Below are 13,135 nucleotides of genomic sequence, written 5' to 3'. Positions count from 1 at the left end.
GGATGCCGCGAGACAGCGGCATCCCTTCCTCTCATGTTTTGGACATCAGGCGTTCGCGAACCTCACGGCGCTGCACCTTGCCGATGAGCGAACGGGGGAGATCGTCGACCACCACGACACGGCGCGGAACCTTGTAGGCCGCGAGACGCGTCTTGCAGAAGTCGCGGATGGCGTCGGGCTCGACGTGCACGCCCTCGCGCAGCACGATCGCCGCGGCGACGTCTTCTTGGCCGCTGGACTTCGGAAGAGCGACCACGGCCGCTCCCGCGATGTCGGGGTGCGAGGTGAGCACGTCTTCGACCTCGCTCGGCGAGACGTTGAAGCCGCCGGTGATGATGATCTCTTTCAGTCGGTCGACGATGGTGACGAATCCGTCGGGCGAGACCGTGGCGATGTCGCCCGTCCGCAGCCAGCCGCCGTCGAGCAGCGTCTCCGCCGTGTCGGACGGACGGTTCCAGTAGCCCTGGAAGACCTGCGGACCACGCAGCAACAGCTCGCCGGCCTCGCCCTGGGGCCGGTCGACGGTGGGGTCGTCGGGGTCCACGACGCGGATGTCGGTGCTGGGGAACGGCACGCCCACCGTTCCGGGTCGGCGCGACGGTCCGATCGGATTGCCGAGGGCCACGGGCGAGGACTCCGTCATGCCGTAGCCCTCGACGAGCAATCCGCCGGTGGCGGCCTCCCAGCGATCCACGGTGGCGACAGGCAGACTCATCGCGCCTGAGATCGCGAACCGCACGCTGCTCAGATCGAGGGTGCCGCGCGCTGCCGCGCGCGCGAGCTGATCGTAGATGGGGGGAACCGCCGGAAGGAACGTCGGCGGACTCTTCTTCGCCGCCGCCGACACCAGGTCGAGGTCGTACTTGGGAAACAGCACGAGTTTCGCGCCGATGCTCATCGCGAACGTAAGGCAGAGCGTGAGTCCGTAGGCGTGGAAGAGCGGGAGCACACCGTAGAACGTCTCTTCACCGTCGCGCAGGCCGGGTACCCACGCGCGACCCTGCATCGCGTTCGCGCGGAGGTTGGAGTGCGTGAGGACCGCACCCTTAGGCGTACCTGTGGTGCCGCTGGTGTATTGCAACAGTGCGATGTCGTCGAGAACCGGCCCCGCGTGCTTACGCGAGAGCGTGCCGTGCGTCAGCAGCTTCTCCCACGCGAGCGGCCGCTTCGAGCGCGGGGTGCTCGTGAGCTGCTCGCGGGCGGCCTTGGCCTTCGCGATGGGCAGACGCAGTGCCAGTCGCTTGGCGAGGGGGAGCGCGGCCGTGATGTCGACGCTGATGATCTTCTCGAGCGCCAGGTCGGCGGGGAACTCGGCGACGGTGTCGGCCAGCTTGTCCCACACGATCGCGAACCGCGCTCCGTGGTCTTCGAACTGGTGGCGGAGCTCACGCGGGGTGTAGATCGGGTTGTGCTCGATGACGATGGCCCCGAGCCGCAGCGCGGCGTAGAACGCGACCACGTGCTGCGGGGAGTTCGGCAGCACGAGAGCGACGCGGTCACCTGCCCGCACACCGAGGCGCCGTAGTCCCTCGGCGGCTCGGGACACCTGGTCCCCGAGCTCACGGTAGGTGGTGGGCGCCCCGAAGAACTCGAGGGCGGTTTTCTTGCCGAACTGGGCGACCGATGCCGCCAGCATGTCGGGAAGCGTTTGCGAGGGCTCGTCGATATCGAGGGGCACACCCTCGGCGTAGGAGGACGACCACGGACGAGACGCGTAAGGAGACTCCGGCATAGTCCTATCCTCCCGTGCCCCTCGGGCATCCCGGCGGCGCTTGACCTGGGGGGATGCCGGGAAGCCGACGACCTGATTCGATGGGGGAGTGCACTTCCGACCACTGACCGACGACGACCTCGACGCCTCGCCGTCATGGTGGGGCGGCCGCTCTCTCGATGGGGACCGCTGGCGAAACGACGAGACGCGCTCTGCTGTGGCTCTCGACGGCGACGTGGTCGTGGCCGCGGGAGCGATCTGGTTGTCACGCGTGCACGAGGACCGTTTCTGGCTCGAGGTCGTCGTGGATCCCGCGAGGCGCCGCAGTGGCATCGGCACCGCCCTGGTAGGGCATCTGTCGACCCTGCGATCACGCGATCTGCCCTTCATGGCCCGTGGGTACGTCGACGACGAAGCCATGCGTTTCGCCGACGCGCTCGGTGCCCGCACGATCCAGATCGTGCCGCCCGCACGTGCGGCCCTCGATCTCCGGAGGGAGCTGCGTCCCCACGCCGACGTGCAACCGCTCGCGGGAGTCGCCCGGTCCCACGTCGAGACAGCCTTCGCCGCGATGTACCGCTGGACGCACGAGAACTGGAGCCCGGTGCGCGACGGTTTCGAACACGCTCTTGTCGAGGGGCTCTGGGACGACCTCGATGCCGATGCGTCCGCCGTTGCGGTGGACGACTCGGGGGGCATGCTGGCTCTGGCTCTCACTTTCGTCGATACGGACCCGGCGCTCATCGTCGCCGAGACGACGACGCGCGATCAGCCGGGCGGCGAGCACCTCGTCGAGGGATGCATCCGCCGCGCGATGGCGAGCCTCGCGCACCGGGGTCTGACCCTCGTCGATTTCGACGGACACGTGAGCGACCCGCACTTCCTCCCCGCGCTGTCCCGCCTCGCCCCGCCCGGGCGCTGGTTCCGCCTCGTCGAGATCCCCGCCCCGTGAGCCGGGCCGGAGGGCGCTGGACGCGCGAGCTGGATCGCCAGTTGCGTGCGCGCGGGCGCACGCGGGCGCTGCTCCTGGTCATCGGCGCCATCGTGTTCGGAGCGGCGCTCGGCGGGTACGTGCTCTCGATCCTCGCCGAGCTCGGCTCCGGCACCCTCGAATGGGGAGAGGCCCTCGGCTCGGGTCGGCGGCACATCCCGGCCGGGGTCATGGTCTGGATCGGCGGACCGTTCGCCGCTCTCTGCCTCGTCTATGGCGCCGCGCTGGCCGTCCGCCTGGCCCGCACCTGGCACGACGTCCCGCGCGAGGGCACGCGACGCCCCTCGCGGTGAGCGGTCGATCGGCCTAGCCTGTCGGGCATGTGCCGCAACATCGTTCCCCTGCACAACTTCACGCCCCCGGCGACGGATACCGAGTGCCACGACGCAGCGCTGCAGTTCGTACGCAAGATCGTGGGGTCGACGTCGCCGTCGCGGGCGAATACGGACGTCTTCGATCGTGCCGTGGCTGAGATCTCGGCATCCGTCCGGCACCTGCTCGATGACCTGGTGACGAATGCCCCGCCGAAGGTGCGCGAGGTCGAAGCGGCGAAGCGTCAGGCCCGCTCCGCCGAACGGTACGAGGCGATTCGCCTGTTCCAGGAGCAGAAGCGCGCGGCGCGCGCGGACTGAGACGGGATGCCGCCACTCCTGGCATATCCCGGCGAACGACGACGCCCGCCCCCGCGAAACGGCGGGAACGGGCGTCGACGTGGATGATCGGGCGATCAGACCCCGAAGTACAGCTCGTACTCGAAGGGGTGCGGGCGCTGGGCGATCGGCTGGATCTCGTTCTCGATCTTGTACTCGATCCAGGTGTCGATCAGCTCCTGCGTGAAGACGCCACCGGCGAGAAGGAACTCGTGGTCGGCGCGCAGAGCCTCGAGCGAGTCGAGCAGCGAGTTCGGAACCTGCGGGATGTTCTTGGCCTCTTCGGCGGGGAGCTCGTAGAGGTCCTTGTCGACGGGCTCGTGCGGCTCGATGCGGTTCTTGATGCCGTCGATACCGGCCATGAGCTGAGCCGCGAACGCGAGGTACGGGTTGCCCGAGGCGTCGGGCGCGCGGAACTCGATGCGCTTGGCCTTGGGGTTGGTGCCCGTGATCGGGATGCGGATGGCAGCGGAGCGGTTACCGGCCGAGTACACCAGGTTGACCGGCGCCTCGAAGCCCTTCACCAGACGGTGGTAGCTGTTGAGGGTCGGGTTGGTGAAGGCGAGGACGGCCGGCGCGTGCGCCAGCAGGCCACCGATGTACCAACGGGCGATGTCGGAGAGCCCGCCGTATCCGGTCTCGTCGTAGAACAGCGGCTTGCCGTCGTTCCACAGCGACTGGTGGGTGTGCATGCCCGAGCCGTTGTCGCCGAAGAGCGGCTTGGGCATGAAGGTCGCGACCTTGCCCCACTGCTCGCAGGTGTTCTTGACGATGTACTTGAACTTCAGGATGTCGTCGGCCGCGTGCAGCATCGTGTCGAAGCGGTAGTTGATCTCCTGCTGACCACCGGTGCCGACCTCGTGGTGCGAGCGCTCGAGAGCGAAGCCCGCCTCGATCAGCTTGAGGGTGATGTCGTCGCGGAGGTCCGCCGTCTTGTCGACGGGGGAGACGGGGAAGTAGCCGCCCTTGTACGGGGTCTTGTTGGCGAGGTTTCCGCCCTCTTCTTCGCGACCGGTGTTCCAGGCGCCTTCCTCGGAGTCGACCGAGTAGAAGCTCGAGTTCTGCTTCACTTCGTAACGCACGTCGTCGAAGATGTAGAACTCGGCCTCGGGGGCGAAGAACGCGGTGTCGGCAATGCCGGTGGAGGCGAGATACTTCTCGGCCTTCTTGGCGACCTGGCGCGGGTCCTTGCCGTAGATCTCACCGTTGCGCGGGTTGTAGATGTCGAAGATCATGACGAGGGTCTTGGCCTCGCGGAACTGGTCGACGTACGCCGTGGTCACGTCGGGGATCAGCTGCATGTCCGACTCGTGGATGTTCGCGAACCCGCGGATCGACGAGCCATCGAACAGCTGTCCGACGGTGAAGAACTCCTCGTCGACGGTCGAGGCGGGGATGTTGAAGTGCTGCTGCACACCAGGAAGATCCGTGAAACGGATGTCGAGGAACTTGACGTCCTCGTCCTGGATGAACTTCAGCACCTCGGACGAATCTTTGAACATGAAGACTCCAGAGGTAGAACATTCGGGATCATGCCGGCCTCGGCCAGCCTCCTCGACCCTACCCAGAACCGGTGTCCCGGTCATATCTCGCATGTTTCGGGGATGTTACGTGGCGCCGATTACGCTGGATGTCGTGAGCCTCCCCGCCGAGAACGAGTATCCGGGCCAGCGGCTCGGCCTTCCCCGCGAGGGTCGCGGCTCCATCGCCCGCCCGGGGCGCCGCATCGCGGCCCTGCTGATCGACGTCGCCAGCGCCGGCCTGATCGGATATGCCTTCTTCTCCGCCCCCGACCCCGTGACGGGCGTCCCGTTCGCGAATCCGATCGCGACGAACCTCATCTTCTTCGCCGTGCAGATCCTCTTCATCCCCCTCCTGGGCGGGAGCCCGGGGCACCGGATCATGGGAATGCGGTTGGAGCTGGCATCCGGAGGCTGGGTGGGCGTCTGGCGCCCGATCGTCCGCACCGTGCTGCTCGCGCTCATCATCCCCGCCGTGGTCTGGGACGCCGACCAGCGGGGTCTGCACGACAAGGTGGTCGGCACGGTTCTCGTCCGCACCTGAACCCGTCGGCACCGATGACAAAGGCCCCCGCCTGAGCGGGGGCCTTTGTCGCGGAGTCAGCGGGGACGCGGGGAGCGCATCTTCGTCGGGTCGACGCCCTTCGGGATCGGCAGCGACGACAGCCCCTGCGACACGGACGACACGCGCTTGATGACGGCGGCCATCGTGGAGCGATCGACCTTCTTGGGCAGCGCCTTGATGGTCGAGGCCAGCTTGGCGATCGGCACCTCGTCGTCGCCATGACCGACGTAGAGCACGGTGACGGGGACGCCGGCCGCGACGCGCGTCACGCGGGAACGCTCCTCGCCGACCAGACGCGTCAGTCGGCTGCGGTTGCCCTCACCGATGAGAACGACACCTCCGCGACCGATCGCGCGGTACACGGCCTCCTGCGTACGGGGGTTGACGCCGATCGGGGCCTCAGAGGCCTGCCAGTTACGGCCGAGCGACGACGACAGCACGTGACCGGTCGCCCCGGGCATACCGTCGATCTTCTTGTACATGGCCGTCGTCGACAGACGGGTCATGGTGATCATCGAGGCCAGGATGCCGGCCAGCAGACCCGTCACGCCCCAGAGGATGACACTCCACGCCGCCAGCGGCGGGATGAGGAAGCCGACGAGCACGCCGAGGGCGATGCCCAGCAGTACGATACCGGCCAGCAGGAACGGCAGCCACCGGTACTCCTTCTGAGTGAAGGTGTACAGGGTTTTCAGCTGCGAGAAGAAGCCCGGACGCTTCTCGGGCGTGGTGGTGCGAGCGGCCATGAAGATGATTCTATCTTTGCCGCGAGACCTTCCTCCCCAGCGGACTGTTCCGTCGGGTGGTCCCCGCATCCGACATTTCTCGACACGCGATCGGAGCTGTTCCGCCACCATCGCGGGATGAGCAGCTCCACGGCATCCGTTCTCGCCGAACCGTTCGACGCATACCTGCGGCGCCGCGCGCGCAGCACCGTCCCTCTCACCGCGGGGGAGGCGGTGACCGCGGCCGTCGGCCTCCTTCGCGGCTGCCGCGAGGCAGCAGCCGCTCGAGAGGGAACGACCTGGTGGCTGACGGCGACCGGCTGCCCCGTGGCCGTGGACGACCCGGCCGGACCGGACGGCGTCGCCGCGACGGCGGAGAGCCTCGCGCACCTCGCCGAGATCGCCGCAGACCCGCCCACCCGCGACATCCTCGGTCGAGCACGAGAGAGCGTCCTGACCCGCCCTCCCCGGGATTGGGATGCCGTGGAAAGACGCCTCTTCTCGCACGCGGCGCCTCTGCCTCTCGTCCTCGGCCCGCTCATCCCGTCCGTCGACGCAGCACCGCCTTCACCCGAGCGCGAGGGTGCGGTGGCGCGTGTGCTCGAGTTGGTCGACGCCGATCTGGCCGAGGCTTCGCGCATCGCTCTCGAGGACATCCGGGAGCGCTGGCGCACGTCCCGGATGCTTCGACTCGCGACCGTCGGAGGGGGCCTCGCAGTGCTAGCGGTCATCGGTTTTTCGCTCATTCCGGCCGAGCACAACTCGGAGCCGGCCGCATCCGAACAGGTGCTGATGGATCCCGCACCGACCTCCTCCACGCCGTGGCTGTCGGACCCGCCGCCGGTCGACGAAAGACGCCCGCTCTCCGATGACGTCGAAGAGATCGCGCGGAGGCTCTTCACAGACATCGCCGGATGCCGCGACGACGAGGCCTGCGCGTCGTCCTACGAGGAGAATTCGGTGTTCCCGCGGGAGCCTCTCCTCGCGGATGCCGCCGCGGGGGAGATCGAGGTGGTCGACGACTTCGGGGGAGTGACCGTCGTACGCGTCGACGCCGCAGGATCGACGCAGTACGTCACTCTCGTGCGGCAGAACGAGAGATGGCTGGTCCGCGCCGCCAGAACGGTCGCGGACCAGCCATCATGAGCTGGTGCTCGGTGGGATCAGATCCCGAGGTCGCCCTCGAACTGCGCCGCCTCGAGACGGGCCTTGACGGTGCCCAGGAAGCGGGCCGCGTCGGCGCCGTCGATGATGCGGTGGTCGTACGACAGCGCGAGGTACACGTACGAGCGCACCGCGATGGCGTCCTTCCCGTCGACCGACACGATCCCCGGCTTCTTCACCACGGCGCCGAGGCCGAGGATCGCCGACTGGGGCAGGAACACGATGGGCGTGTCGAACAGCGCGCCACGCGAACCGGTGTTGGTCAGCGTGAAGGTGCCACCGGCGAGCTCGTCGGGCTTCAGCTTGTTGTCGCGCGTGCGGGCAGCGAGGTCGGCGATCTCGCGCGCGAGCTGGGCGATGTTCTTGTCGCCGGCGTCCTTGACCACCGGCGTCAGCAGGCCGCGCTCGGTGTCGACCGCGATCGAGACGTTCTCGTGAGCCGGGTACACGATCTCGTCGCCCTCGACCGTGGAGTTGATGATCGGGTACGCCTTGAGGCCCTCGATGGCCGCGATGGCGAAGAACGGCAGGAACGAGAGCTTGTCGCCCGTCTTCTGCTGGAACTCGCCCTTCATGCGATCGCGCAGCGCGGCGAGCTTCGTCACGTCGACCTCGACGACGGTGGTCAGCTGAGCGGTCGCCTGCATCGATGCGACGGCGCGCTCCGCGATGACCTTGCGCAGACGCGACATCTTCTGCGTGGTGCCGCGCAGGGGCGAGACCTCCACGGGGGCGGGAGCAGCCGGAGCTGCGGCGGCGGGAGCCGACGACGCGGCCGGAGCCGCCTTCGCGGCCTCGGCGGCCTTGAGCACATCTTCCTTGCGGATACGTCCGCCGACACCGCTGCCCTTGACCGAGGCTAGATCGACGCCCTGCTGCTGCGCCAGGCGGCGCACGAGCGGCGTCACGTACGTGACGTCGTCGTTCGACGATGCGGCGGGGGCCTGCCCGGCCGGCTTCTCGGCGGGAGCGGCGGGCTTCTCTTCCGCGGCGGGGGCCGGCTGCTCGGCCGGCTTCTGCTCGGCAGCGGGGGCGGGAGCGGCGGGCTTCTCCTCAGCGGCGGGAGCCGGGGCGGGCTCCGCCGGCTGCGCAGCCGGGGCCGCACCGCTGCCGATGCGCGCGAGGGCGGCACCGACGTTGACCGTCTCGTCCTCCTGCACCAGGATCTCCTGCAGAGTGCCGGCGACCGGCGACGGGATCTCGGTGTCGACCTTGTCGGTCGAGATCTCGAGGAGGGGCTCGTCGACCGCGACGTCGTCGCCCACGGCCTTCAGCCAGCGGGTGACGGTGCCCTCGGTAACGCTCTCACCGAGCTCGGGAAGCTTCACCTCGGTCGAGTCACCACCGGCGGCCGGAGCCGATTGCTCGGCGGGAGCGGCCTGCTCGACCGGAGCGGACTCGGCGGGAGCCGCCTCTTCCGCGGGCGCGGACTCCTGCTCGGCCGGGGCGGCCTGGGGGGCGTCGTCGGACGACGCGGCACCCGAGCCGTCACCGATCTTCGCGAGGACCGCGCCGACCTCGACGGTCTCGTCTTCCTGGACCAGGATCTCCTCGATCACGCCCGAGACGGGCGAGGGGATCTCGGTGTCGACCTTGTCGGTCGAGATCTCCAGCAGACCCTCGTCCTCCTGGACGGTGTCACCGACCTGCTTGAGCCAGCGGGTGACCGTTCCCTCGGTGACGCTCTCGCCGAGAGCGGGGAGGACGACGGAAGTGCTCATGGGTATGTCTCCTTCGTACCGGATGCGGTACCTAGCTTAGTGACCGGTTGTGGTCAGAGTGCGTGCAGGGGCTTGCCGGCGAGGGCCAGGAAGGCCTCGCCGAGCGCCTCGCTCTGGGTGGGGTGTGCGTGGACGAACGGCGCGATGTCCTCGGGGTGGGCCTCCCAGCCCACCGCGAGCTGAGCTTCCGAGATCAACTCGCCGACGCGATCGCCCACCAGGTGGGCGCCGACGACGGGCCCGTCGACGCGCCGGACGATCTTGACGATCCCCGAGGTGCCGATGATCTCGCTGCGGCCGTTCCCGGCCAGGTTGTACTCGTACGCCTTTACGGCATCGGATCCGTAACGATCCGCAGCCTGCGCTTCGGTCAGTCCGACAGACGCGACCTCGGGGTGGGAGTAGGCGACGCGGGGGACGTCGACGTCGGGGACGAGGACGGGGGAGAGCCCCGCGATCTCTTCCGCGACGAAGATGCCCTGCTGGAATCCGCGGTGCGCGAGCTGCAGGCCGGGCACGATGTCGCCGACCGCCCACACGTGGGCGGCCGCGGTGCGCAGGCGCTCGTCGGTCTGGACGAAGCCGCGCTCCAGCACGACACCGGCTTCTTCGTAACCGAGGCCGGCCGTCACGGGACCGCGACCCACGGCGACCAGAACGTAGTCGGCCACGAGTTCCGACCCGTCGTCGAGGGTCACGGTCGCGGAGTCCGCGGTCTGAGTGAGGGAGGCGAAGCGTCGACCCAGCTGGAAGGCGATCCCGCGCTTGCGGAAAGCGCGCTCGAGAGCCTTGCTGGATGCCACGTCCTCCGCCGGCAGCAGATGCGGAAGCGCCTCGACGATCGTGACGTCCACGCCGAATGAACGCCACACGCTCGCGAACTCGACGCCGATGACGCCGCCCCCGAGCACGATCACCCGCTCGGGGATCACATCGAGGTCGAGGGCCTGCTCGCTCGTCAGCACGCGTCCACCGATCTCGAGATCGGGCAGGCTGCGGCTGTACGAACCGGTCGCGAGGATGACATCGGTGCCGCGGTAGACGTCGTCGCCGACGCGTACCGCGGGTCCGGCCTCGAGTGCACCCGCTCCGCGGACCACCCGGATGCCGCGAGCCGAGATCAGTCCTTCGAGACCCTTGAACTTCTTCGCGACGATGCCCTCGCGATAGGACCGCACCCGCGCGGGATCGATTCCCGAGAAGGTCACCCGTACCCCGATGTCGGACGCACCGCGAGCGGCGTCAGCCACCTCCCCGGCATGCAGCAGCGCTTTGGTGGGGATGCAGCCGCGGTGCAGGCACGTTCCGCCGAGCTTGTCCTTCTCGACGAGCACCACGTCCTTGCCCAACTCGGCGAGGCGGAGAGCCGCGGCGTAGCCGCCGCTTCCGCCGCCGAGAACGACCACGTCGGCGGTGTATTCGGTCACCGTGCGCCGTCCGTGGCCAGCATCTCGACGAGCGAGCGGACCGTTGCTCCCGTCACGCCCTTGTCGGTGTAGCCGAACGGTGCGGACTTGTTCATGCCCACTCCGGCGATGTCGAGGTGCACCCAGGGGATGCGCGGAGCATCGGCGTCCGCCGAGACACGGCCGACGAAGTGACGCAGGAAGAGCCCGGCGAACAGCGAGCCACCGGCGGGGTCACCGATCTTGGCGTTCTGCAGGTCGGCGATGGGGGAGTCGAGATCGTCGACCATGTGGTCGGGAAGCGGCAGCTGCCACGCGAGCTCAGCGGTGCGGGCCGAGGCGGCGAGGTAGGTGGCGACGGCGTCGTCGTCGCCCATGACACCCGTGTGACGGTTGCCGAGGGCGACGGTGATCGCTCCGGTCAGGGTCGCGACGTCGACGATGAGGTCGGGGTTCTCGCGGCTCGCTGCGGCGAGACCGTCCGCGAGCACGAGGCGACCCTCGGCGTCGGTGTTCAACACCTCTACCGTGGTGCCGTCGAGAGTGCGCAGCACGTCACCCGGGCGGGTGGCGCGGCCCGACGGCATGTTGTCGGCGATGCAGAGCCACGCGCTGACGTGGACGGGCAGCTGCATCTCGGCAGCGGCCTTCAGAACCGCGAGCACCGTCGCAGCCCCGCACATGTCGTACTTCATCCCGACCATCGATGCCGGCGGCTTCAGGGAGAGCCCGCCGGTGTCGAACGTGATGCCCTTGCCGACCAGAGCGACGTGACGCTCGGCACCAGCGGGAGAGTAATCGAGACGCACCATGCGCGGCGGGCGGTCGGAACCCTGTCCCACGCCGAGGATGCCGCCGTAGCCGCCCTCGCGGAGGGCGTCCTCGTCGAGCACCTCGACCTCGACGGGAAGACCCTCGACGGCCGTGACCGCCGCCTCAGCGAAGTCGGCGGGGCCGAGCCACTCGGCCGGGGTGGTGACCAGGTCTTTCACCAGGGCGACGGCCCCGGCGACGGCGGAAACCGCCGCGGTGTCGGCGTCCGAGGGCGCATCCTCGGCGACGACGGTCACGCGGGTGGCGCGCACCTTCGACGCCTTCTTCTTGTAGTCGGCGAAGCGATAACCGCCCAGGGCAGCGCCCTCGGCGAGCGGCCGCCACGCGGAAGGGGCGAGCGACTGCACCGCGACGTGCTCGAAGCCCGTCAGCTGACGCAGGCCCGCTCCCGCGGCATCCCGCAGCTGGGCCGCGGCGGGGTCGGCGCCCGCACCGACCACGGCGACGGGGGTCGAGACTCCCGGCACGTGGACGCGCTGGAACGATCCGGCGGCACCCGTGAAACCGACCGCAGACAGCGCGGCCGTGAGCCCGTCCCAGCCCGCCGGATCCGGTGCTCCCTCCGAAACGGTAGGGACGATCAGCAGGATCGCATCGGCGTCGGACTCGAGAGCGGGGGCGTGGGTGTACGCCACTGAGGGAAACGGCATGGCATCCATCCTAGGTTCGAGCGTGTTCGCTAGGAGCGGGACGCACCGCCGCCGTCGCATCCGGCACGCTCGTAGAGTGGACGTATGCGTTCCTCTGCCCCGCTGTACGACCGCGCCCCCGCGGCGCCGCCCGTGCCGTCGGGCCTGCCGCTCGTGATCGCCCTCACCGGGTTCACGGATGCCGGTGGCGCGGTGACCCGCCTGGTCGAGTACTTCCGCAACGACGTGCAGCCCAACGCCCTCTTCGTCTTCGACAATGATTCGCTGCTGGATTACCGGGCACGTCGCCCCGCGATCACGTTCGTCGAGGATCACCTCACCGACTTCCGGCCAGCGCGCCTCGAGCTCTCGCTCGCGCACGACTCACTCGGACAACCGTTCCTTCTTCTTGCGGGTTATGAGCCCGACTTCTTGTGGGAGGCCTTCGCCGAGACCGTCCTCGAGCTGTCGGCGGGTCTTCAGGTGTCGTCGGTCACGTGGGTGCACGCGATCCCCATGCCGGTCCCTCACACGCGTCCGATCGGAACGACCGTGAGCGGCACCCGCCCCGACCTGGCCGAAGCGCACTCGGTCTGGCGCCCCCACACGCAGGTTCCCTCCACGGCGGGCCACCTGCTCGAGTACCGTTTCGCGGAAGCCGGAGCGAAGGTCGTCGGCTTCGCCCTCCTCGTTCCGCACTATCTCGGCGATACCGAATATCCCGCGGCGACCCTCGCGGCGCTCGACAGTCTCACGGTTGCCACCGGCCTGGTGTTCGCGGGCGAGGTCCTGCGCGAAGAGAACCGCGAGTTCCTCGGTAAGGTCACTGAGCAGGTCGAGGGCAGTGACGAGTTGACCCGCATGCTCGAGAACCTCGAGGAACGCTACGACGCCTATATGGCCGGCTCGACGCAGGCCACGCCGATCATCCACACGGGTGACCTCCCCAGCGCCGACGAGCTCGCCGCCGAGCTGGAGCGCTTCCTCGCCACCCGCCCCGGCGACGACGACCGCCGCGGCAAGCTCGGCTGACCGCAGCCTCGCCGCCCAGGTCGATGGGATGCCGAAGGCTCGGCATCCGGGAATGCCTCCGCCCTCGCGGACGTTGTCTACACATATAAACCCGGCCCACGTCAAGTCCCGGTCCGGGGATGTGAGATAATGAAGAACCTGACCCGTTGTCAACCGGACCAGGAGCCCCCGCTCCTCGGTTCGGGAC

Annotated in this window: 12 protein-coding genes; 6 read left to right on the top strand and 6 right to left on the bottom strand. The window is 68.8% G+C overall.

Translation table 11 applies throughout. The features are described from left to right. Nucleotides 1–31: 31 nt before the first annotated feature. On the bottom strand, nt 32–1,732 hold the full coding sequence (locus DEU35_RS13395) for a long-chain-fatty-acid--CoA ligase (RefSeq protein WP_116239795.1): 1,701 nt from the start codon (nt 1,730–1,732) through the stop codon (nt 32–34). An 88-nt stretch (nt 1,733–1,820) separates the two neighbouring features. Here DEU35_RS13395 and DEU35_RS13390 point away from each other — a divergent pair, with 88 nt between their 5' ends. From DEU35_RS13390 to DEU35_RS13380, 3 genes are read left to right on the top strand one after another with little or no spacing between them, the layout of a single operon-like run. Then, nucleotides 1,821–2,663 carry a GNAT family N-acetyltransferase gene (locus DEU35_RS13390; protein ID WP_116239794.1) on the top strand — a complete coding sequence of 281 codons (843 nt, stop codon included), beginning with the start codon at nt 1,821–1,823 and terminating at the stop codon, nt 2,661–2,663. After that, nucleotides 2,660–2,995, top strand: a complete 336-nt coding sequence (locus tag DEU35_RS13385; protein ID WP_116239793.1) for a hypothetical protein — start codon at nt 2,660–2,662, stop codon at nt 2,993–2,995. The genes DEU35_RS13390 and DEU35_RS13385 overlap by 4 nt, the downstream gene beginning before the upstream one ends. A gap of 27 nt (nt 2,996–3,022) precedes the next feature. Further along, complete coding sequence (locus tag DEU35_RS13380) at nt 3,023–3,334, top strand: DUF2277 domain-containing protein (protein ID WP_116239792.1); 312 nt, start codon at nt 3,023–3,025, stop codon at nt 3,332–3,334. 95 nt (nt 3,335–3,429) lie between these two features. Here DEU35_RS13380 and glnA read toward each other — a convergent pair whose 3' ends face one another. After that, nucleotides 3,430–4,854: a type I glutamate--ammonia ligase gene (glnA, locus tag DEU35_RS13375; protein ID WP_103209374.1), complete on the bottom strand. Its 1,425-nt coding sequence runs from the start codon at nt 4,852–4,854 to the stop codon at nt 3,430–3,432. 133 nt (nt 4,855–4,987) lie between these two features. Between glnA and DEU35_RS13370 the strand changes: the two genes are divergently transcribed. Next, nucleotides 4,988–5,416 (top strand): RDD family protein, encoded by a 429-nt coding sequence (locus DEU35_RS13370; RefSeq protein WP_258873562.1) that lies wholly within the window; start codon nt 4,988–4,990, stop codon nt 5,414–5,416. Between the two features lie 56 nt (nt 5,417–5,472). Here the strand turns inward: DEU35_RS13370 and DEU35_RS13365 are convergent, their stop codons facing one another. Next, complete coding sequence (locus tag DEU35_RS13365) at nt 5,473–6,183, bottom strand: DUF4191 domain-containing protein (protein ID WP_103209378.1); 711 nt, start codon at nt 6,181–6,183, stop codon at nt 5,473–5,475. 117 nt (nt 6,184–6,300) lie between these two features. Here DEU35_RS13365 and DEU35_RS13360 point away from each other — a divergent pair, with 117 nt between their 5' ends. Next, nucleotides 6,301–7,308: a hypothetical protein gene (locus tag DEU35_RS13360; RefSeq protein ID WP_116239790.1), complete on the top strand. Its 1,008-nt coding sequence runs from the start codon at nt 6,301–6,303 to the stop codon at nt 7,306–7,308. 17 nt (nt 7,309–7,325) lie between these two features. On the opposite strand, the gene sucB is transcribed toward DEU35_RS13360, so the two are convergent. The 3 genes from sucB to DEU35_RS13345 are packed head-to-tail and all read right to left on the bottom strand — an operon-like array spanning nt 7,326 to nt 11,937. Beyond that, nucleotides 7,326–9,047: a 2-oxoglutarate dehydrogenase, E2 component, dihydrolipoamide succinyltransferase gene (gene sucB / locus DEU35_RS13355; RefSeq protein WP_116239789.1), complete on the bottom strand. Its 1,722-nt coding sequence runs from the start codon at nt 9,045–9,047 to the stop codon at nt 7,326–7,328. A 53-nt stretch (nt 9,048–9,100) separates the two neighbouring features. Continuing rightward, nucleotides 9,101–10,474: a dihydrolipoyl dehydrogenase gene (gene lpdA / locus DEU35_RS13350; protein WP_116239788.1), complete on the bottom strand. Its 1,374-nt coding sequence runs from the start codon at nt 10,472–10,474 to the stop codon at nt 9,101–9,103. Continuing rightward, nucleotides 10,471–11,937 carry a leucyl aminopeptidase gene (locus tag DEU35_RS13345; protein WP_116240061.1) on the bottom strand — a complete coding sequence of 489 codons (1,467 nt, stop codon included), beginning with the start codon at nt 11,935–11,937 and terminating at the stop codon, nt 10,471–10,473. The genes lpdA and DEU35_RS13345 overlap by 4 nt, the downstream gene beginning before the upstream one ends. An 84-nt stretch (nt 11,938–12,021) precedes the next feature. Between DEU35_RS13345 and DEU35_RS13340 the strand changes: the two genes are divergently transcribed. Continuing rightward, a complete protein-coding gene (locus DEU35_RS13340) occupies nt 12,022–12,948 on the top strand; it encodes a proteasome assembly chaperone family protein (protein WP_103209388.1) in 927 nt (308 codons plus the stop codon). The last annotated feature ends 187 nt before the right edge of the window (nt 12,949–13,135 follow it).

This window comes from Microbacterium sp. AG157 (genome assembly GCF_003385695.1).
In the GTDB taxonomy this organism is placed as follows: domain Bacteria; phylum Actinomycetota; class Actinomycetes; order Actinomycetales; family Microbacteriaceae; genus Microbacterium; species Microbacterium testaceum.
The sequence above is the reverse complement of the archived record's forward strand: the minus strand, read 5'-3'. Positions and strand labels throughout refer to the sequence as shown.

Excerpts from the sequence above, each read along its gene's own strand:
- DEU35_RS13395 (WP_116239795.1), bottom strand. The coding sequence starts at position 1,732 with ATGCCGGAGTCTCCTTACGCGTCTCGTCCGTGGTCGTCCTCCTACGCC.
- DEU35_RS13380 (WP_116239792.1), top strand. The coding sequence starts at position 3,023 with ATGTGCCGCAACATCGTTCCCCTGCACAACTTCACGCCCCCGGCGACG.
- glnA (WP_103209374.1), bottom strand. The coding sequence starts at position 4,854 with ATGTTCAAAGATTCGTCCGAGGTGCTGAAGTTCATCCAGGACGAGGAC.
- DEU35_RS13365 (WP_103209378.1), bottom strand. The coding sequence starts at position 6,183 with ATGGCCGCTCGCACCACCACGCCCGAGAAGCGTCCGGGCTTCTTCTCG.
- DEU35_RS13360 (WP_116239790.1), top strand. The coding sequence starts at position 6,301 with ATGAGCAGCTCCACGGCATCCGTTCTCGCCGAACCGTTCGACGCATAC.
- sucB (WP_116239789.1), bottom strand. The coding sequence starts at position 9,047 with ATGAGCACTTCCGTCGTCCTCCCCGCTCTCGGCGAGAGCGTCACCGAG.
- DEU35_RS13345 (WP_116240061.1), bottom strand. The coding sequence starts at position 11,937 with ATGCCGTTTCCCTCAGTGGCGTACACCCACGCCCCCGCTCTCGAGTCC.
- DEU35_RS13340 (WP_103209388.1), top strand. The coding sequence starts at position 12,022 with ATGCGTTCCTCTGCCCCGCTGTACGACCGCGCCCCCGCGGCGCCGCCC.